Below are 20,667 nucleotides of genomic sequence, written 5' to 3'. Positions count from 1 at the left end.
AGAGATCTGACTAGTATTTTTAGATAAAATAATTGTTTATCTAAAAATACGTCGCAATCTTTCTCAAAGAAAAGGAAAAATAAAATGGCAAATAAAAATGCGTACGCTCAATCTGGTGTGGATGTTGAAGCGGGTTATGAAGTTGTTGAACGGATTAAAAAGCACGTGGCTCGTACGGAGCGTGCAGGTGTCATGGGAGCTCTGGGTGGCTTTGGTGGTATGTTTGACCTTTCAAAGACTGGGGTTAAAGAACCTGTCTTGATTTCAGGGACTGATGGTGTCGGAACCAAGCTCATGCTGGCTATCAAGTACGACAAGCACGATACCATCGGTCAGGACTGTGTGGCCATGTGTGTCAATGATATCATTGCTGCAGGTGCGGAGCCCCTCTATTTCCTTGACTACGTAGCGACAGGGAAGAATGAACCAGCTAAGCTAGAACAAGTTGTCGCTGGTGTGGCAGAAGGTTGTGTGCAGGCAGGCGCTGCCCTCATTGGTGGGGAAACGGCTGAAATGCCTGGCATGTACGGCGAAGATGACTATGATTTGGCTGGTTTTGCGGTCGGTGTGGCCGAAAAATCTCAAATCATTGACGGTTCAAAAGTGGCAGAGGGAGATGTTCTTCTCGGACTTGCTTCAAGTGGGATTCATTCCAATGGTTACTCTCTCGTCCGTCGTGTCTTTGCGGATTACACAGGTGAGGAAATCTTGCCAGAATTGGAAGGCAAGAAACTCAAGGAAGTTCTTCTTGAGCCGACTCGTATCTATGTCAAGGCTGTCTTGCCACTCATCAAGGAAGAGTTGGTCAACGGTATTGCCCACATCACTGGTGGGGGCTTTATCGAGAATGTCCCTCGTATGTTTGCAGATGACCTAGCTGCTGAGATTAAGGAAAGCAAGGTTCCAGTGCTTCCTATTTTCAAAGCTCTTGAAAAATACGGTCAGATCAAACACGAAGAAATGTTTGAAATCTTCAATATGGGTGTGGGGCTTATGTTTGCAGTTAGCCCTGAAAATGTAAGTCGTGTCAAGGAATTGTTGGATGAACCAGTCTATGAAATTGGTCGTATCGTCAAGAAAGAAAACGAAAGTGTCATCATCAAATGAAAAAAATAGCGGTTTTTGCCTCTGGTAATGGCTCAAATTTTCAGGTGATAGCGGAACAATTTCCAGTAGAGTTTGTCTTTTCAGACCATCGTGACGCCTATGTGCTCGAGCGTGCAGACAAGCTCGGCATTCTGTCCTATGCTTTTGAACTCAAGGAGTTTGAGAGCAAGGCAGACTACGAAGCAGCCCTTGTCGAACTTTTGGAAGAACATCAGATTGACTTGGTTTGCCTAGCGGGCTACATGAAAATTGTTGGACCTACTTTACTGGCAGCTTATGAAGGTCGGATTATCAACATTCATCCAGCCTACTTGCCAGAATTTCCAGGAGCTCATGGGATTGAGGATGCTTGGAATGCTGACGTGGATCAGTCTGGTGTGACCATTCACTGGGTAGATTCTGGTGTGGACACTGGTAAGGTCATCAAACAAGTCCGTGTGCCACGGTTAGCTGATGATACGATTGAAAGTTTTGAAACTCGGATTCATGAGGCAGAGTATAAGTTGTATCCGGAGGTTCTGGATAGTTTGGGAGTGGAAAGGATAAATAAGAGAATTTTATGAATAAAGTAGTTGATGATTTGTTGAAAAATATAAAAGAATTTGAAGCATCCTTTAATGAATATGAAAAACAATTTTATCCTGAAATACGGAAAGAGAGACAAAGGTTGATGATATACTTTATCTTATGGATACTGTTTATCATAGGAGCTGCAATTGTATTCCAATTTTTCCCTAAATTTGTTTATTTGAGGAATATTCTTATTTTTCTTACCATAATTTTTACAGTATTAGTTTTATTTTATACTATAAAATTTGATGAAGTTTCAGTTGGGGTGCCTAGTAAATTTACCAAATTATGTGATAAAGTCAAGTATAGATTGAAATATCTTTACGGAGATAATGCTAAAGAAGTCGCTGATATGTTGGTTAATGATTTAAGCGAGAAAAGAAATAGTCAGCTACAAAAATATGAAAATATAGTTAAAGCTATAGGTACTATTGGGAAAGTTTTGGTAACAGCAACTATTACTCTGGCTTTAAATAGATTATTCGTTGAAGATAAAACAAACATTTCTGGCGAAACGTTTGGAAATATAATTATTATTGTAGCTATAATGGTAATTTTAATCAAACTTATAGATAGTGGGATTAAAAAAATTATTAAATATCCTGTATTTGGAAAGGCTTCAAAAGAAGTGTATTTAACAGATATTTTATACGAAGTGAAGTATATGATATTAGAAAAGGAAGATAACTAACATGACTAAACGCGCCTTAATCAGCGTCTCAGATAAAGCGGGCATTGTTGAATTTGCCCAAGAACTCAAAAAAATTGGTTGGGATATTATCTCGACAGGTGGGACAAAGGTTGCCCTTGACAATGCTGGGGTGGAGACTATTGCGATCGATGATGTGACGGGCTTCCCAGAGATGATGGATGGCCGTGTTAAGACCCTTCATCCAAATATCCACGGTGGGCTCCTCGCCCGTCGTGATTTGGATAGCCACTTGGAAGCGGCCAAGGAGAACCAAATTGAGCTTATCGACCTTGTAGTGGTCAACCTTTATCCTTTCAAGGAAACGATCCTCAAACCAGACGTGAGGTACGCTGATGCGGTTGAGAACATCGATATCGGTGGGCCATCTATGCTTCGCTCGGCAGCGAAGAATCATGCCAGCGTGACGGTTGTGGTAGACCCTGCTGACTATACAGTGGTTTTGGACGAGTTGTCAGCCAATGGTGAAACGACTTACGAAACGCGTCAACGTTTGGCAGCCAAAGTTTTCCGTCACACAGCGGCTTATGACGCCTTGATTGCAGAGTATTTCACAGCTCAAGTCGGAGAAAGCAAACCTGAAAAGCTCACTTTGACCTATGACCTCAAACAAGCTATGCGTTACGGTGAGAACCCTCAACAAGACGCGGATTTCTACCAAAAAGCTTTGCCAACGGATTACTCGATTGCATCCGCCAAACAGCTTAACGGTAAGGAATTGTCATTCAACAATATCCGTGATGCGGATGCTGCTATCCGTATCATCCGTGACTTCAAAGACCGTCCAACCGTTGTGGCTCTCAAACACATGAACCCATGTGGAATCGGTCAGGCTAACGACATCGAGACTGCTTGGGACTACGCTTATGAGTCTGACCCAGTGTCTATCTTTGGTGGTATCGTTGTTCTCAACCGTGAGGTGGATGCTGCGACAGCTGAGAAGATGCATGGTGTTTTCCTTGAAATCATCATCGCACCAAGTTATACGGATGAAGCGCTAGCTATTTTGACTAATAAAAAGAAAAACTTGCGTATCCTTGCCTTGCCATTTGATGCTCAAGAGGCTAGCGAAGTAGAAGCAGAATACACAGGTGTTGTCGGTGGACTTCTGGTACAAAACCAAGACGTGGTCAAAGAAAGCCCAGCTGACTGGCAAGTGGTGACCAAACGCCAGCCAACTGAGACAGAAGCGACTGCTCTTGAGTTTGCTTGGAAAGCTATCAAGTACGTCAAATCAAACGGTATCATCGTGACCAATGACCACATGACACTTGGCGTTGGTCCAGGTCAAACTAACCGTGTGGCTTCAGTCCGTATTGCCATTGACCAAGCTAAAGACCGTCTTGACGGCGCTGTTCTTGCTTCGGATGCCTTCTTCCCATTTGCGGACAACGTGGAAGAAATAGCCAAAGCAGGTATCAAGGCCATCATCCAGCCTGGTGGCTCTGTCCGTGACCAAGAATCTATCGAAGCTGCTGACAAATACGGCTTGACTATGGTCTTCACAGGCGTGAGACATTTTAGACATTAAGAAGATAAGAAAGCATCCAATAAATGGATGTTTTTAAAATTCGTGAAAAAATCACATATTATTTAAAAAAAGGTTGCATGATTCTAGCAAAATAAGGTATAATATAGAGTAGTAGGTGAAAAAATCACGCAAGGAGTTATAATTATGTTGATAAATTTTAGATTTGATAATTTTCTTTCAATTAATGAATTAGTTGAATTCTCTATGGTTCCAGGTAGAACAAAAGGACTTCAAGAGAGTCTTATTAATTTAAGTGCTTATAAAAAACTATTAAAAATATCTGCTATATATGGGGCAAATGCTTCTGGGAAAACAAGTTTTATAAAAGCGCTTTTGTATGCTAGATTTTTAATCGTGAATGGATTTCAAGACAAACTAGTATTTACAAGTAGTTTTAATAAAAATAAACCTGATAATAAGGAAAAAGAAAGTCGGTTTGAATTTGAGATTGTAGTGGAAAACAGGAGTTATAGTTATGGTTTTTCGGTAATTTTATCAGAAAGAAAGTTTGTAAAAGAATGGCTTTATGATATTACCAATGAAGAAACACTTATTTATATTGTAAATAGAGAATTACAAGAATTTAGCATTAACGATGACTTTATTGATATAAGTAATGAAGATAAACAAAGATTATATATTTATATTGAGGATAACATACAGGATGAGAATCAGTTGTTTCTGAATGCATTGCAAGACGGGAAAAAAGCTATAACTATAAATGAAGATTTTCGAATATTTGAGAGCGTTTATAAATGGTTTAGTGAGACGTTAGAGGTTCTTAAGACTGATGATGAAGCAAGAGGTTCAATTCCCAGTGTCACTTTACAAGATGAAGAGTACAAAATGGATTTAGGAACCTATTTGGACATGAATGACACTGGAGTAGTTGATCTTGTACCAATACCTGTCGAGAACTTAGAAGGAATTCCTGCAAAATTACAAAGTCGTTTACAAGAACAAATAATTAGTTCGGCCTCACATCGAATGAATAAAAAAGGAGAAATATCAACTATTCTTAAAACATCTTCTCATATTTTCATTATAACAGTCGATAGAGATAGTCGCATTTCCTTCTCAGAGTTAAAGTTTAAACATAAGAATGGAACATTATATAGTTTGTTTGAAGAATCGGATGGCACGGTAAGACTTGTAGAATTGTTTTCTGTATTGTTTAATAATAAGGATAAAGTATTTGTTATTGATGAGATAGATAGAAGTTTACATCCACTTTTAACATATAATTTTATCAAATCATTTAGAACAAAAAAAGGGAATAGTCAACTTATTGTTACGACACATGAGGATATGTTGCTAGATTTCAGTGTTCTTCGAAGAGATGAGATTTGGTTTGTTGAAAAAAATGAAGAAGGTAATACATATTTGTATAGTCTTGAGGAATTTAAGGAGAGATTTGATAAGAATATTGCCAATGCATATTTAGATGGTAGATATGGAGCAGTACCTAGATTACAGAGTTTATTTACTTCCTTGGTCGAAGAGGGGAGATAAAGATATGACTGGATATAAAAGTACAGGGAGCATGAGGTTAGCTAGCAAACAACCGTTTCAAGTAAGGGGAAATTCTGGAATTCGTGAACCAAGAAGGATATTTATTATATTTACTGAAGGTGTCGAAACTGAACAAAGGTATTTTGAGGAATTATCAAAATCTGAAAAAGTAAAGAAAAACATTCAAATTAAAGTCTTAAATAGATGGAAAGAGCATACAGGAAGATCGAATCAATTCCAAGTGGTAGATGATATAAGAGAATTTATTTTTCAAGCAACTAAGATTGATGACAAAGATAAATCTAACTTTGAAAGTTATTTCAAGCAAATTGTTGATGGTTGTAATATCCAAACTTTACTGAATATTACGAATAAAATTCCCAAACTAATTCAAAAATATCCAAATTTAATATCTGAAGAAGAAAATATTCAAAATCAGTTATTTGCGTTGGCAACAATTACAACTTATGATTCAAATTATGATAAAATCTGTATCATAATTGATAGGGATATGAATAGTTTTAGTAAAGAGCAATATCAAGATACAGTAAAATTATCTGAAGACAACAATTTTATTTTAGGGATTACTAATCCTTGCTTTGAATTCTTCTTACTAATGCATATCTATGATATTTCAGATATTTCAAATGATGATATATTGGAAAATAAAAAGGAACAGGAGAAAACTTTGATGGAGCGTATTTTGGATAAATGTTTGAAGGAAGAAATAGGCACATCTTTTAAGAAGCGAAATTATGATGTTAAATATTTCATAGAAAATATAGACAAAGGAATTGAAAACTCAAAGTTGTATCAATTTGACAATCATAAACTCATTAATGAAGTTGGGACATCAGTATTTACTATATTGGATGAAATATTAGAATCCCAAAGCTAAAATATCCGCATTAGTTTATAAATGATAAACTCCTAATGGTTCCTCCAACCGTTGTGGCTCTCAAACACATGAATCCATGCGGTATCGGTCAGGCTGATAACATTGAGACTGCTTGGGACTACGCTTATGAGTCTGATCCCGTTTCTATCTTTGGTGGTATTGTTGTTCTTAACCGTGAAGTGAATGCTGCGACAGCCGAGAAGATGCACGGTGTTTTCCTTGAAATCATCATCGCACCAAGCTATACGGATGAAGGGCTAGTCATTTTGACCAACAAAAAGAAAAACTTGCGTATCCTTGTCTTGCCATTTGATGCCCAAGAAGCTAGCGAAGTGGAAGCAGAATACACAGGTGTTGTCGGTGGACTTCTGGTACAAAACCAAGACGTGGTCAAAGAAAGCCCAGCTGACTGGCAAGTGGTGACCAAACGCCAGCCAACTGAGACAGAAGCGACTGCTCTTGAGTTCGCTTGGAAAGCTATCAAGTACGTCAAATCAAATGGTATCATCATCACCAATGACCACATGACACTGGGTGTTGGCCCAGGTCAAACCAACCGTGTGGCTTCTGTTCGTATCGCTATTGATCAAGCTAAAGACCGTCTTGACGGCGCTGTTCTTGCTTCGGATGCCTTCTTCCCATTTGCGGATAATGTGGAAGAAATCGCCAAAGCAGGGATCAGGGCCATCATCCAGCCGGGTGGATCCGTCCGTGACCAAGAGTCTATCGAAGCCGCTGACAAGTATGGCTTGACCATGGTCTTCACAGGAGTGAGACATTTTAGACATTAAGAACATTAAAGGGAAGAGAACAGTTTCTTTCCTTTTTTGCGTAAAAATGCGGAGTGAAACAAGATTAAAGCGAACGTTTGTGGTATAATGTTATTAAATAATTCGCAAAAGAGGTAACGAGATGAAGCTGTTAGTTGTCGGTTCGGGTGGTCGTGAACATGCGATTGCTAAGAAGTTGCTTGAGTCAAAAGAGGTAGAAAAGGTTTTTGTTGCTCCTGGGAATGACGGGATGACTCTGGATGGTCTGGAATTGGTGGACATTTCTATTTCCGAACATTCTAAATTGATTGAGTTTGCAAAAGCCAACGATATTGCTTGGTCCTTCATTGGTCCAGATGACGCCCTTGCGGCTGGGATTGTGGATGAGTTCAATGCGGCTGGTCTCAAAGCCTTTGGTCCGACAAGATTGGCTGCGGAGCTGGAGTGGTCCAAGGATTTTGCTAAGGAAATCATGGTCAAGTACGGCGTTCCGACAGCAGCCTATGGCACATTTTCAGACTTTGAGGAAGCCAAGCCCTATATCGAAAAGAAGGGTGCGCCTATCGTAGTCAAGGCAGACGGTTTGGCTCTTGGGAAGGGTGTCGTCGTTGCTGAGACAGTCGAGCAAGCGGTCGAAGCCGCTCACGAGATGCTTTTGGACAATAAATTTGGTGACTCAGGTGCGCGTGTGGTTATTGAGGAATTCCTTGAAGGAGAGGAATTTTCACTCTTTGCCTTTGCCAATGGGGACAAGTTCTACATCATGCCAACGGCTCAGGATCACAAACGTGCCTACGATGGCGATAAGGGGCCTAACACGGGGGGTATGGGTGCCTATGCGCCAGTTCCACACTTGTCACAGAGCGTGGTCGACACGGCAGTGGAGACTATTGTCAAGCCAGTCCTTGAGGGCATGATTCAAGAAGGTCGCCCTTATCTGGGTGTCCTATACGCAGGGCTTATCTTAACAGCTGATGGCCCTAAAGTCATCGAGTTCAACGCTCGCTTTGGAGATCCTGAAACACAGATTATCTTGCCTCGTTTGACATCTGACTTTGCACAAAATATTACAGATATTCTGGATAGCAAGGAGCCAAACATCACCTGGACGGATAAGGGTGTGACTCTGGGTGTGGTTGTCGCATCAAACGGCTACCCGCTAGACTATGAAAAAGGTGTCAAGTTGCCAGCCAAAACCGATGGCGACATTATCACCTACTATGCAGGAGCTAAGTTTGCGGAAAATAGCAGAGCACTGTTCTCAAATGGCGGACGAGTTTATATGCTCGTCACCACAGCAGAAACCGTCAAAGAAGCCCAAGACACCATCTACAAGGAACTCGTCCAACAACAAACAGAAGGGCTCTTCTACCGAACAGATATCGGAAGCAAGGCTATTCGATAAAGAAAAAAGCGACGAAGTCACCAAGTACGATAATGGTCGCCGTGGTGAAAAGACCAGAACAATTTCTGTTCTGGTCTAGGGAAAATTTGAGACCTTAGGCTCAAATTTTAGGAATGAAACCGAAGGTTTGCTTCCGTCCCCACCACCTAAGACCATTATCAAAAAAGAAGAAAAAAGGAAAAATTATGACTAAACCAATTATTTCCATCATCATGGGCTCAAAATCAGACTGGGCAACCATGCAAAAAACAGCAGAAGTCCTAGACCGCTTCGGTGTAGCCTACGAAAAGAAAGTTGTTTCTGCCCACCGTACACCAGACCTCATGTTCCAACATGCCGAAGAAGCTCGTAGTCGTGGCATCAAGGTTATCATCGCAGGTGCTGGAGGCGCAGCCCATTTGCCAGGTATGGTAGCGGCTAAAACAACCCTTCCAGTCATTGGTGTACCAGTCAAATCACGTGCTCTTAGTGGCGTGGACTCGCTCTATTCTATCGTTCAGATGCCGGGTGGGGTGCCTGTTGCGACAATGGCTATCGGTGAAGCTGGTGCGACAAATGCAGCTCTCTTCGCCCTCCGTCTTCTTTCAGTAGAGGATCAAGCTATCGCGACAGCTTTGGCAGATTTCGCAGAAGAACAAGGAAAAATCGCAGAGGAGTCGACGAATGAGCTCATCTAAAACAATCGGAATTATCGGTGGCGGCCAGCTGGGTCAAATGATGGCCATTTCTGCTATCTACATGGGCCACAAGGTTATCGCGCTGGATCCTGCTGAAGATTGTCCGGCCTCTCGTGTGGCGGAAATTATCGTGGCACCTTATAACGATGTGGACGCCCTCCGTCAGTTGGCAGACCGTTGCGATGTCCTCACTTACGAGTTTGAAAATGTCGACGCTGACGGTTTGGATGCCGTTATCAAGGATGGACAACTCCCTCAAGGAACAGATCTGCTCCGCATTTCGCAAAATCGTATTTTTGAAAAGGACTTTCTCGCAAACAAGGCTCAAGTGACGGTTGCACCCTACAAGGTTGTGACTTCAGGTCAAGACTTGACAGATATCGACCTGTCGAAAAACTATGTCCTCAAGACTGCGACAGGTGGCTATGATGGGCATGGGCAAAAGGTCATTCGCTCAAAAGCAGATTTGGAAGAAGCCTATGCGCTAGCTGACTCAGCAGACTGTGTTTTGGAAGAATTTGTCAATTTTGACCTTGAGATTTCTGTCATCGTGTCAGGAAATGGCAAGGATGTGACAGTTTTCCCAGTTCAGGAAAATGTCCACCGCAACAACATTCTTTCAAAGACTATCGTCCCAGCTCGCATTTCAGAAAGTCTAGCAGCTAAAGCAAAAACCATGGCAGTGAGAATCGCTGAGCAACTCAACTTGTCTGGAACCCTTTGCGTGGAAATGTTTGCGACAGCTGATGACATCATTGTCAACGAAATCGCCCCACGCCCACACAACTCTGGGCACTACTCGATTGAAGCCTGCGACTTCTCCCAGTTTGACACTCATATTCTGGGAGTTCTGGGAGCACCACTGCCAGCTATCAAACTACATACACCAGCAGTCATGCTCAACGTTCTCGGTCAACACGTTGAGACTGCTGAAAAATATGTCACAGAAAATCCAAGCGCTCACCTCCACATGTATGGTAAAATAGAAGCGAAGCACAACCGTAAGATGGGACACGTGACTTTGTTTAGTGATGTGGCGGATAGTGTGGAAGAGTTTGGGGAAGGGATTGATTTTTAGGGTATGAATAAAAAAATCTCACAATTTCTAGATGGCTTGAATAGAATGATACAAATTTTGAGTTATCTGTTTATAATAATAATTATTATATTTTTAATATTAGTAATTTTGTGTCGAGGTATGAGTATCTTTTACAATTCAAACGGGGAATTTCAATGGTACGCACTCACAGCATTTGTTGCAGTAATTTCAATAGGAGTTAATAACTATGTTACTATCAGAAATAGTGACAAGACTAATCGTGTTAATCTAATTTTGAAGGATAAACAAGAATGGATTGATAAAACAATTGATGCAGTTATAGAACTGCAAAAGTCTTATCGTTGGATTTTGCGTAGTGAATATACTTCTGAGAGAGGAAAATTCTCAGAAGAAAAAGAGAAGTCGTATGCAGAGTTCCAAGGTGCAGTTTCTAAATTAAAATTTCTCTTTATAATAAAAAACAGTGATAGTTCATTTGAACAGGAAGAAAATCCTTTGGATATAAAAAGTTCCATGTCTCAAAAAATATATTATTATGACGATGGAGCGACAAATGCAGAATCAAGACGAGTTAAAGAAGCAAATGAGAAAAATTCCAAAATTTTATCTGTTTTAAAGCATTCTGACAGCAATGATTCGAAAATACCAGTAATAATTGATTTGTTAAATCAATTATTTGAGAATATTGATGAGGTAGGAGTTAAAGGAAAAAGTGAAAAATATCAAACAAGTAGTAATTATATGGAATACCAAGAATACTTAGAAAAATTAGTAGATGGTATCTCGCTTTTTGTAGCAATAGAGAAAAATAAAATAGAGGAGAACATTTAATCATGATCAACCGTTACTCTCGCCCTGAGATGGCGAATATTTGGAGTGAAGAAAATAAATACCGTGCTTGGCTTGAGGTGGAAATCTTGGCTGACGAGGCATGGGCTGAGTTGGGGGAAATCCCTAAGGAAGATGTGGCTTTGATTCGCGAGAAGGCGGACTTTGACATCGACCGTATTTTGGAGATTGAGCAGGAGACGCGTCACGATGTAGTGGCTTTCACACGTGCGGTTTCTGAGACGCTTGGTGAAGAGCGCAAGTGGGTTCACTATGGTTTGACTTCTACCGACGTGGTGGATACGGCCTACGGTTACCTATACAAGCAGGCCAATGACATCATCCGTCGTGACCTTGAAAATTTCACCAACATCATCGCTGACAAGGCTAAGGAGCACAAGTTTACCATCATGATGGGGCGTACCCACGGTGTGCACGCTGAACCGACAACCTTTGGTCTTAAATTGGCGACTTGGTACAGCGAAATGAAGCGCAATATCGAGCGTTTCGAGCATGCGGCTGCTGGTGTTGAGGCTGGTAAGATTTCTGGTGCGGTTGGTAACTTTGCAAATATCCCACCATTTGTGGAGCAATACGTCTGCGACAAGCTTGGTATCCGTGCTCAAGAAATCTCTACACAGGTGCTTCCTCGCGACCTTCACGCTGAGTATTTTGCAGTCCTTGCTAGTATCGCGACTTCAATCGAACGCATGGCGACTGAGATTCGTGGTTTGCAAAAGTCTGAGCAACGCGAAGTGGAAGAATTCTTTGCCAAAGGGCAAAAAGGTTCTTCAGCAATGCCTCACAAACGCAACCCTATCGGTTCTGAAAACATGACAGGTCTTGCGCGTGTTATCCGTGGTCACATGATTACAGCCTATGAAAACGTCGCTCTCTGGCATGAACGTGACATTTCACACTCATCAGCTGAGCGTATCATCACACCAGATACGACCATTTTGATTGACTACATGCTCAACCGTTTTGGAAATATCGTCAAGAACTTGACAGTCTTCCCAGAAAATATGATCCGCAATATGAATTCTACGTTTGGTCTTATCTTTAGCCAACGTGCCATGTTGACCTTGATTGAAAAAGGGATGACCCGTGAGCAAGCCTATGACTTGGTACAACCAAAAACAGCCTACTCTTGGGACAATCAAGTAGATTTTAAACCACTTCTTGAAGCAGATCCAGAAGTAACATCACGCCTCACTCAAGAAGAAATCGACGAAATCTTCAACCCTCTTTATTACACTAAACGAGTGGATGATATCTTTGAACGTCTTGGTTTAGGATAATTAAAATAAAATCGAAGTTCTATTACTCTATTTACTGGAGTAGAAGAACTTCGGTTTTTCTTGTTTATTAAAGTGCTTTTGAAAAAAATAACCAATATTTATAATATGTTGAATATAGAATAGTATACTGTGACTTCTAAAATATTACTAGAAATTGATTTGAATTTCCTAATCGATTTGTCCATATTCTATTTCAATCTACTATGTTATATAATAAGCATAGAAAAAGCCCAAGCGATTAGGCTCAGGCTTTCTTCTTAGTGATCACGGTCACATGAGATGAATTTAATCTTGTAGTAATCCGCTCGTTTATAAGTTTCGCTGTATGCGAGAACTTGGCCAGTGGACTCTAACTTAGTAGTCTTGGTTTGTAAAACGGTTGGGAATTGCTCATCGACTCCGAGGACCGAAGCCGCATGTTCTGGAGTTGGAAATGTTATTTCATTGATTTCTTCAAAATGTTCATCATTCATATGAATGTGGTAATCCAATTTGAAACGGTTATAGATAGAGCTATAATATTCAAGATTTGGATAATTTGCGTTGATGTATTGTTCTGGAATGTAAGATGTGTGGTAGATGTATACGACACCATTCGTTGCGCGTATACGTTCAATCTTGTAGTAGAACTGGTCACCGCGTAGTCCAAGTTTTTCTAAGTAGTTTAATTTATTTCCGCGTTCAATAGAAAGGACGGTCACTTTATCATCTTTAGTTTCAAAAACTTCTACATCTGAAAACTCTACGAGTTTGTGTTTGCGTGCGCGTGAAACGAATGTACCTTTTCCTTGTTGGCGGACAATATAGCCATCTTTGGCAAGGTCGTTTAAGGCGCGGACAACTGTGATAGAACTGACGTCGTACATTGAAATGAGCTCTGCTTCAGTGTAAAATTTATCTCCGCTGCTAAATTGCCCAGAGATGATTTTATTTTTTAATTCGTCTTTTATGTATTGATATTTGGGAATTGCCATATTTTTACCTCTATTTTCCTTCTCCATAGAAAATTTTACCATAAAAGCGAAAAAATAGTAGTCTTTTGAATAAAAAATTAGAATAATAGTTTGAAAAATTAAGCTACATAAGCATTGCTCATATTTTATAAATGTATTTTATACAAAATTATTTTAGGTTCTATATTCTGAATTTAAAGAGCGTTTGAAATGGGTCTAAAAATGTTTGAAACTAATTGAACGTGTGTATAATAGTAAAATTACAGTAAATATTCCGACAATTTCTATTGACAATTCAAACAGATTGGTTTATAATTACTATAACAACAAATGAAAGCGTAAACTTTCGCAGTCAGAAGGTAGTTTTATGACACGATTTGAGATACGAGATGATTTTTATCTCGATGGAAAATCATTTAAGATTTTATCTGGCGCCATTCATTATTTTAGGGTTCCTCCAGAGGATTGGTATCATTCGCTCTATAACTTGAAGGCTCTTGGTTTTAATACGGTAGAGACTTATGTGGCTTGGAATTTACACGAGCCTCGTGAGGGTGAGTTTCATTTTGAAGGAGCTCTGGATTTGGAGCGATTTCTACAGACAGCGCAAGACTTGGGTCTCTACGCTATCGTTCGTCCGTCACCCTTCATCTGTGCGGAATGGGAATTCGGTGGTTTACCAGCCTGGCTCTTAACCAAGGATATGAGGATTCGTTCATCAGATCCAGCCTATATTGAGGCTGTCGGTCGCTACTATGATCAGCTCTTTCCACGATTGGTTCCACATCTGTTGGACAATGGTGGCAATATCCTCATGATGCAGGTTGAAAATGAGTATGGTTCTTATGGAGAAGATAAGGCTTATCTGAGAGCAATTCGACAGTTGATGGAAGAGCGTGGCGTAACCTGTCCTCTCTTTACATCAGATGGTCCATGGAGAGCTACTCTGAAAGCTGGAACCTTAATCGAAGATGACCTCTTTGTAACAGGCAACTTTGGTTCTAAAGCTCCGTACAACTTTTCACAGATGCAGGAATTCTTTGATGAACATGGCAAGAAATGGCCACTCATGTGTATGGAGTTCTGGGATGGCTGGTTCAATCGTTGGAAAGAACCGATTATCACACGGGATCCAAAAGAATTGGCAGATGCAGTTCGAGAGGTTTTGGAGCAAGGTTCCATCAATCTTTACATGTTCCACGGTGGTACAAACTTTGGCTTCATGAATGGTTGCTCAGCTCGAGGGACTTTGGACCTGCCACAAGTTACATCTTATGATTACGATGCCCTTCTGGATGAAGAAGGAAATCCAACTGCCAAATATCTGGCAGTCAAGAAGATGATGGCAACACATTTTCCAGAGTATCCGCAGTTGGAACCCCTCTACAAAGAGAGTATGGAGTTGGATGCTATTCCACTAGTTGAAAAAGTTTCCTTGTTTGAAACCTTGGATAGCTTGTCAAGTCCGATAGAAAGTCTCTATCCTAAAAAGATGGAGGAGTTGGGACAAAGCTATGGCTACCTACTCTATCGAACAGAGACAAGCTGGGATGCAGAAGAAGAAAGACTTCGTATCATTGACGGTCGAGATAGGGCTCAGCTTTATGTCGATGGTCAGTGGGTTAAAACCCAATATCAGACAGAGATTGGGGAAGATATTTTCTATCAAGGCGAAAAGAAAGCGTTATCTAGGATTGACATATTGATAGAAAATATGGGGCGTGTCAACTATGGGCATAAGTTCTTAGCGGATACGCAACGTAAGGGAATTCGGACAGGGGTTTGTAAGGATTTGCATTTCTTACTAAACTGGAAACACTATCCACTCCCACTAGACAATCCTGAGAAAATTGATTTTTCAAAAGGATGGACTCAAGGACAACCAGCCTTTTATGCTTATGACTTTACAGTCCAAGAGCCAAAAGATGCTTACCTAGACTTGTCTGAGTTTGGTAAGGGAGTTGCCTTTGTCAATGGGCAGAATCTAGGACGTTTTTGGAACGTTGGCCCAACTCTCTCGCTTTATATCCCTCATAGCTATCTCAAGGAAGGTGCCAACCGCATCATCATCTTTGAAACAGAGGGCCAATATAAAGAAGAGATTCATTTAACTCGTAAACCTACACTAAAACACATAAAGGGGGAAAACTTATGACAATTGTAGGATGCCGTATCGATGGACGTTTGATCCACGGACAAGTAGCCAATCTTTGGGCTGGAAAACTAAATGTTTCACGCATTATGGTTGTAGACGACGAAGTTGTCAACAACGATGTTGAAAAGAGTGGTTTGAAACTTGCGACACCACCAGGTGTAAAATTGAGTATTTTGCCAATTGAAAAAGCGGCAGCCAATATTCTTGCTGGAAAATACGATAGCCAACGTCTCTTTATCGTGGCTCGTAAACCAGACCGCTTCCTTGGTTTGGTTGAAGCAGGTGTACCACTTGAAACCCTTAATGTTGGGAATATGTCTCAAACACCAGAAACTCGCCCCATCACACGTTCTATCAATGTAGTAGACAAGGATGTGGAAGACTTCCACAAATTGGCAGAAAAAGGTGTTAAACTTACTGCTCAAATGGTTCCAAATGATCCAATTTCAGACTTTTTGAGCTTATTAAAATAGGAAAAAATTTTTAGGAGGTCATTGTTATGATACAATGGTGGCAAATTTTACTTCTCACTTTGTACTCAGCTTATCAAATCTGTGATGAGTTGACGATCGTTTCATCTGCAGGTTCCCCTGTATTTGCTGGTTTCATTACTGGTTTAATCATGGGAGATGTGACTACTGGTCTGCTTATCGGTGGTAACTTGCAATTGTTTGTTCTTGGGGTTGGTACCTTCGGTGGTGCCTCTCGTATCGATGCAACTTCTGGTGCAGTTCTTGCGACAGCCTTCTCTGTTTCACAAGGAATTGATACAGCACTTGCGATTACAACAATCGCTGTGCCAGTAGCAACTCTCTTGACATACTTCGACGTTCTTGGACGCATGACAACTACTTTCTTTGCTCACCGTGTGGATGCTGCAATCGAACGCTTTGACTATAAAGGTATTGAACGCAACTACCTACTTGGTGCGATTCCTTGGGCTCTATCTCGTGCCCTTCCAGTCTTCTTTGCGCTTGCTTTTGGTGGTGAATTTGTACAACACGTAGTAGACTTCGTTACAAAATACCAATGGGTTGCAGATGGTTTGACACTCGCAGGACGTATGCTTCCAGGTCTTGGATTTGCAATCTTGCTTCGTTACCTTCCAGTTAAACGTAACCTTCACTACCTTGCTATGGGATTTGGTTTGACAGCTATGTTGACTGTTCTTTACTCATATGTAACTGGTCTTGGTGGCGCTGTTGCTGGTATCGTAGGTACTCTTCCTGCTGAAGTTGCTGAAAAAATTGGTTTCGTGAACAACTTCAAAGGTTTGTCTATGATTGGTATCTCTATCGTAGGTATCTTCCTTGCAGTGCTTCACTTCAAAAATAGCCAAAAAGTAGCTGTAGCAGCACCTTCTACACCATCAGAAAGTGGGGAAATCGAAGATGACGAATTCTAATTACAAACTTACAAAAGAAGATTTTAATCAAATCAACAAACGTAGCTTGTTTACTTTCCAATTAGGTTGGAACTACGAACGTATGCAAGCTTCTGGTTACCTTTACATGATTTTGCCTCAATTGCGTAAAATGTATGGGGATGGAACTCCTGAATTGAAAGAAATGATGAAAGTTCATACTCAATTCTTCAATACTTCACCATTCTTCCACACCATCATCGCTGGTTTTGATCTTGCCATGGAAGAAAAAGATGGTGTAGGTTCAAAAGATGCCGTTAATGGTATCAAGACAGGTTTGATGGGACCATTCGCTCCTCTTGGAGATACAATCTTTGGTTCACTTGTACCTGCTATCATGGGATCTATCGCAGCAACTATGGCTATCGGTGGTCAACCTTGGGGTATCTTCCTTTGGATTGCAGTTGCAGTAGCGTATGATATCTTCCGTTGGAAACAGTTGGAATTTGCCTACAAAGAAGGGGTTAACCTTATCAACAACATGCAAAGTACCTTGACAGCTTTGATTGACGCTGCATCTGTACTTGGTGTCTTCATGATGGGTGCTCTTGTAGCAACAATGATCAACTTTGAAATTTCTTACAAATGGGCAATCGGTGAGAAGATGATTGACTTCCAAGACATCTTGAACCAAATCTTCCCACGCTTGCTTCCAGCAATCTTTACTGCCTTTATCTTCTGGTTGCTTGGTAAGAAAGGTATGAACTCTACTAAAGCTATCGGTATTATTATCGTACTTGCTTTGGCTCTTTCTGCCTTTGGTAAATTTGTACTTGGAATGGGCGCATAATTTATGACGCAATCATTAATTTTGGTGAGCCATGGTCGTTTCTGTGAAGAACTTAAAGGTAGCACAGAAATGATTATGGGCCCACAAGGCAATATTTACACAGTAGCTCTTCTTCCAGAAGATGGCCCAGAAGACTTTACTGCAAAATTCGAAGCTGCTATTGAAGGAGTGGATGATTTCCTAGTCTTTGCGGATCTTCTCGGTGGGACACCTTGTAACGTGGTCAGTCGTTTGATCATGGAGGGTCGTGACATCGAACTTTATGCAGGGATGAATCTTCCAATGGTGATTGAATTTATCAATGCGAGCCTTACAGGCGCAGATGCGGACTATAAGAACCGTGCTGCAGAAAGCATTGTGAAAGTTAATGATCTGTTAGCAGGCTTCGATGATGACGAAGATGAATAAGATGTGACAACGTGAAAATCACAGGGAAAATAGGCGATAGGAGGATGGAGCTATGCTCCGACGATAATCGGTCTTTTTCCCAAAGATTTTAGTTGGAACTCATTTCAATAAGATGTGACAACGTGAAAATCGTTAGAGCAACTTATATAGAATATTCATGGGAATGGGGCTTACTCCCATTCCCATATTTGATAGAAAAAGAGGAACTCAATGCTACATTATACAAAAGAAGACTTGCTCGAATTGGGTGCAGAAATCACTACACGTGAAATCTACCAACAGCCTGATGTATGGAAAGAAGCTTTTGAATCTTATCAAGCAAAACGTGAAGAAATTGCAGCCTTCCTACAAGGGATTGCTGATAAACATGACTATATCAAGGTAATCTTGACAGGTGCTGGGACTTCTGCTTATGTGGGAGATACCTTGGTACCTTACTTTAAGGAAGTCTATGACGAACGCAAATGGAATTTCAATGCCATTGCGACCACAGATATTGTTGCCAATCCAGAAACTTATTTGAAAAAAGATGTGGCGACTGTCCTTGTATCCTTTGCTCGTAGTGGGAACTCGCCTGAAAGTGTGGCGACTGTTGATTTGGCCAAGGCCTTGGTGGATGAGCTTTACCAAGTGACGATTACTTGTGCAGCGGACGGTAAGTTGGCTATTCAAGCTCATGGAGATGACCGCAATCTCTTGCTTTTGCAACCAGCTGCCTCTAATGATGCTGGATTTGCCATGACTTCTAGCTTTACATCTATGATGTTGACAGCACTCTTGGTCTTTGATCCTACAGAATTTGCTGTGAAAGCTGAACGTTTTGAAGTTGTATCTAGTCTTGCTCGTAAAGTTTTAGATAATGCAGAAGATGTCAAAGAGCTTGTTGACCTCGACTTTAATCGTGTCATTTATCTAGGCGCTGGTCCTTTCTTTGGACTTGCTCATGAAGCTCAGCTCAAGATTTTGGAATTGACAGCTGGCCAAGTGGCGACCATGTATGAAAGTCCAGTTGGCTTCCGTCACGGTCCAAAATCTCTGATCAACGAAGATACTGTAGTTTTGGTCTTTGGTACAACGACAGACTACACTCGTAAGTACGACTTGGACTTGGTTCGTGAAGTTGCTGGTGACCAGATTGCTCGCCGTGTTGTACTTTTGAGTGATCAATCCTTTGGTCTTGAAAATGTCAAAGAAGTGGCTCTTGGTTGTGGCGGTGTCTTGAATGATATTTACCGTGTCTTCCCTTACATCGTTTATGCCCAACTCTTTGCCCTATTGACTTCACTCAAGGTAGAAAATAAACCAGATACACCTTCTCCTACAGGTACCGTAAACCGTGTGGTACAAGGTGTTATCATCCACGAATATCAAAAGTAAGACAGTGTTTATGAATTCTTGACAAGAGGATTTGTAAATCATACAAGTAAACCATAGATTGTCAAGGCGCTTTCTATGGTTTGTTTGCTTGAGAGAAATAGTAAAAGGAGAAGAGAATGAAAGCATACACAGAGCGTGTATTTGGAAATCATGAGGGCAAGGATGTATTGGCCTATCAATTTGAAACTGACAGTGGCTACCAACTTGAGGTTATGACTTATGGTGCGACCATCTTGCGCTATGTCACACCTGACAAGGCTGGAAACTTTGCCAATGTTATCTTAGGTTTTGATGATTTTGATAGCTATGTAGGCAATAGCCCCAAGCATGGAGCTAGCGTAGGTCCTGTGGCCGGCCGTATTGCAGGTGCGACCTTTGAGCTTAATGGCAAGAACTATGACCTTGAAGTCAACAATGCTAGCAACTGTAACCACAGTGGTTCAACTGGTTGGGATTCGAGTTTGTTTGAACTAGTTGAAGTGAGTGACCATGGCTTGATCCTCTACACAGAGCGTACAGATGGGACAGGAGGATTTCCTGGAGATCTCAAGATTTGGATTAGTTATCACTTGGAAGAAACTGGTGCCTACGAAATTAGCTACAAGGTAACAACTGATCAGGATACGCTGGTCAATCCAACCAACCACAGCTATTTCAACTTGTCTGGTGATTTCACGCAGACGATTGACCGCCATGTCTTCCAACTAAACACAGAGGGCATTTACCCAATCGCTCCCGACGGTGTTCCTGCCAAAACTCCAGAGACTACTCGTGATGTGGCCAAACACATCTACAATGGTGCCTTGTTGAAAGACATCTTTGCAGAAGAAGATGAGCAAATCCAGCTGGTATCTGGTTTGGATCATCCATTTGCTCTTCCTGTGGATCATGATAATGCTGGTTTCCTTTATGACCAAAACTCAGGTCGCTTTCTACTTTTCAAGACAGAGGCCCCTTGCTTCGTAGTCTACACAGCAAACTTTGTGGATGAAAGTGTCATCATAGGAGGTCAGCCAATGGTGCAGCACAATGGGATTGCCCTTGAAGCGCAAGCTTTACCAGATGCCATTCACAGTGACCTCAGAGACCAAGTCATCCTCAAAGCCGGTCAAACCTTCACAAGTAAGACACGTTATGAACTTGTTGTGAAATAAAGGATGAAGATTATACTTTTCGGGGTGAGTTTTATTTAC

Annotated in this window: 19 protein-coding genes and 1 pseudogene; 19 read left to right on the top strand and 1 reads right to left on the bottom strand. The window is 41.1% G+C overall.

What is annotated here, in order from left to right:
* The first annotated feature begins 84 nt into the window (after positions 1 to 84).
* The 12 genes and pseudogenes from purM to purB all read left to right on the top strand — a co-directional run bounded on the left by purM (position 85) and on the right by purB (position 12,368).
* Complete coding sequence (purM, locus tag HT732_RS05835) at positions 85 to 1,107, top strand: phosphoribosylformylglycinamidine cyclo-ligase (protein WP_173254294.1); 1,023 nt, start codon at positions 85 to 87, stop codon at positions 1,105 to 1,107.
* Entirely contained in the window at positions 1,104 to 1,670 is a 567-nt protein-coding gene (purN, locus tag HT732_RS05830; protein WP_173254293.1) for a phosphoribosylglycinamide formyltransferase, read from the top strand. The genes purM and purN overlap by 4 nt, the downstream gene beginning before the upstream one ends.
* A complete protein-coding gene (locus tag HT732_RS05825; RefSeq protein ID WP_173254292.1) occupies positions 1,667 to 2,368 on the top strand; it encodes a hypothetical protein in 702 nt (233 codons plus the stop codon). Before purN ends, HT732_RS05825 begins: the two co-directional genes overlap by 4 nt.
* Position 2,369: 1 nt before the next feature.
* A complete protein-coding gene (gene purH, locus HT732_RS05820; protein ID WP_173254291.1) occupies positions 2,370 to 3,917 on the top strand; it encodes a bifunctional phosphoribosylaminoimidazolecarboxamide formyltransferase/IMP cyclohydrolase in 1,548 nt (515 codons plus the stop codon).
* Positions 3,918 to 4,061: 144 nt separating this feature from the next.
* Positions 4,062 to 5,429: an AAA family ATPase gene (locus HT732_RS05815; RefSeq protein ID WP_173254290.1), complete on the top strand. Its 1,368-nt coding sequence runs from the start codon at positions 4,062 to 4,064 to the stop codon at positions 5,427 to 5,429.
* A gap of 4 nt (positions 5,430 to 5,433) precedes the next feature.
* On the top strand, positions 5,434 to 6,327 hold the full coding sequence (locus HT732_RS05810) for an RloB family protein (protein ID WP_173254289.1): 894 nt from the start codon (positions 5,434 to 5,436) through the stop codon (positions 6,325 to 6,327).
* A gap of 44 nt (positions 6,328 to 6,371) precedes the next feature.
* Positions 6,372 to 7,118: pseudogene (locus HT732_RS05805) on the top strand (bifunctional phosphoribosylaminoimidazolecarboxamide formyltransferase/IMP cyclohydrolase PurH); the annotation flags it as partial.
* Between the two features lie 121 nt (positions 7,119 to 7,239).
* Positions 7,240 to 8,502 carry a phosphoribosylamine--glycine ligase gene (gene purD, locus HT732_RS05800; protein WP_173254288.1) on the top strand — a complete coding sequence of 421 codons (1,263 nt, stop codon included), beginning with the start codon at positions 7,240 to 7,242 and terminating at the stop codon, positions 8,500 to 8,502.
* A 185-nt stretch (positions 8,503 to 8,687) separates the two neighbouring features.
* Positions 8,688 to 9,179 carry a 5-(carboxyamino)imidazole ribonucleotide mutase gene (gene purE / locus HT732_RS05795; RefSeq protein ID WP_173254287.1) on the top strand — a complete coding sequence of 164 codons (492 nt, stop codon included), beginning with the start codon at positions 8,688 to 8,690 and terminating at the stop codon, positions 9,177 to 9,179.
* A complete protein-coding gene (gene purK, locus HT732_RS05790; protein WP_191994453.1) occupies positions 9,166 to 10,257 on the top strand; it encodes a 5-(carboxyamino)imidazole ribonucleotide synthase in 1,092 nt (363 codons plus the stop codon). The genes purE and purK overlap by 14 nt, the downstream gene beginning before the upstream one ends.
* A 3-nt stretch (positions 10,258 to 10,260) precedes the next feature.
* Complete coding sequence (locus HT732_RS05785) at positions 10,261 to 11,070, top strand: hypothetical protein (RefSeq protein ID WP_173254286.1); 810 nt, start codon at positions 10,261 to 10,263, stop codon at positions 11,068 to 11,070.
* Between the two features lie 2 nt (positions 11,071 to 11,072).
* On the top strand, positions 11,073 to 12,368 hold the full coding sequence (purB, locus tag HT732_RS05780) for an adenylosuccinate lyase (protein ID WP_012972422.1): 1,296 nt from the start codon (positions 11,073 to 11,075) through the stop codon (positions 12,366 to 12,368).
* A 257-nt stretch (positions 12,369 to 12,625) separates the two neighbouring features.
* Here the strand turns inward: purB and HT732_RS05775 are convergent, their stop codons facing one another.
* Positions 12,626 to 13,342, bottom strand: coding sequence for a GntR family transcriptional regulator (locus HT732_RS05775; RefSeq protein ID WP_001007208.1), 717 nt, complete (start codon positions 13,340 to 13,342; stop codon positions 12,626 to 12,628).
* A 346-nt stretch (positions 13,343 to 13,688) separates the two neighbouring features.
* Here HT732_RS05775 and HT732_RS05770 point away from each other — a divergent pair, with 346 nt between their 5' ends.
* The 7 genes from HT732_RS05770 to HT732_RS05740 all read left to right on the top strand — a co-directional run bounded on the left by HT732_RS05770 (position 13,689) and on the right by HT732_RS05740 (position 20,628).
* The gene (locus HT732_RS05770; RefSeq protein ID WP_173254285.1) at positions 13,689 to 15,476 is read left to right on the top strand and encodes a beta-galactosidase; all 1,788 of its coding nucleotides are present in this window, start codon (positions 13,689 to 13,691) and stop codon (positions 15,474 to 15,476) included.
* The gene (locus tag HT732_RS05765; RefSeq protein WP_000156972.1) at positions 15,473 to 15,949 is read left to right on the top strand and encodes a PTS system mannose/fructose/N-acetylgalactosamine-transporter subunit IIB; all 477 of its coding nucleotides are present in this window, start codon (positions 15,473 to 15,475) and stop codon (positions 15,947 to 15,949) included. The genes HT732_RS05770 and HT732_RS05765 overlap by 4 nt, the downstream gene beginning before the upstream one ends.
* Before the next feature lie 26 nt (positions 15,950 to 15,975).
* Positions 15,976 to 16,881 (top strand): PTS mannose/fructose/sorbose/N-acetylgalactosamine transporter subunit IIC, encoded by a 906-nt coding sequence (locus HT732_RS05760; RefSeq protein WP_000617018.1) that lies wholly within the window; start codon positions 15,976 to 15,978, stop codon positions 16,879 to 16,881.
* A complete protein-coding gene (locus HT732_RS05755; protein WP_000185294.1) occupies positions 16,868 to 17,689 on the top strand; it encodes a PTS system mannose/fructose/sorbose family transporter subunit IID in 822 nt (273 codons plus the stop codon). The genes HT732_RS05760 and HT732_RS05755 overlap by 14 nt, the downstream gene beginning before the upstream one ends.
* Positions 17,690 to 17,692: 3 nt before the next feature.
* The gene (locus HT732_RS05750; protein ID WP_000194482.1) at positions 17,693 to 18,097 is read left to right on the top strand and encodes a PTS sugar transporter subunit IIA; all 405 of its coding nucleotides are present in this window, start codon (positions 17,693 to 17,695) and stop codon (positions 18,095 to 18,097) included.
* A gap of 210 nt (positions 18,098 to 18,307) precedes the next feature.
* On the top strand, positions 18,308 to 19,474 hold the full coding sequence (locus HT732_RS05745; RefSeq protein ID WP_173254284.1) for an SIS domain-containing protein: 1,167 nt from the start codon (positions 18,308 to 18,310) through the stop codon (positions 19,472 to 19,474).
* A gap of 116 nt (positions 19,475 to 19,590) precedes the next feature.
* On the top strand, positions 19,591 to 20,628 hold the full coding sequence (locus HT732_RS05740; protein WP_173254283.1) for an aldose epimerase family protein: 1,038 nt from the start codon (positions 19,591 to 19,593) through the stop codon (positions 20,626 to 20,628).
* Positions 20,629 to 20,667: the final 39 nt, after the last annotated feature.

The organism is Streptococcus sp. 5346 (genome assembly GCF_013277455.1).
In the GTDB taxonomy this organism is placed as follows: Bacteria; Bacillota; Bacilli; order Lactobacillales; family Streptococcaceae; genus Streptococcus.
The sequence above is the reverse complement of the archived record's forward strand: the minus strand, read 5'-3'. Positions and strand labels throughout refer to the sequence as shown.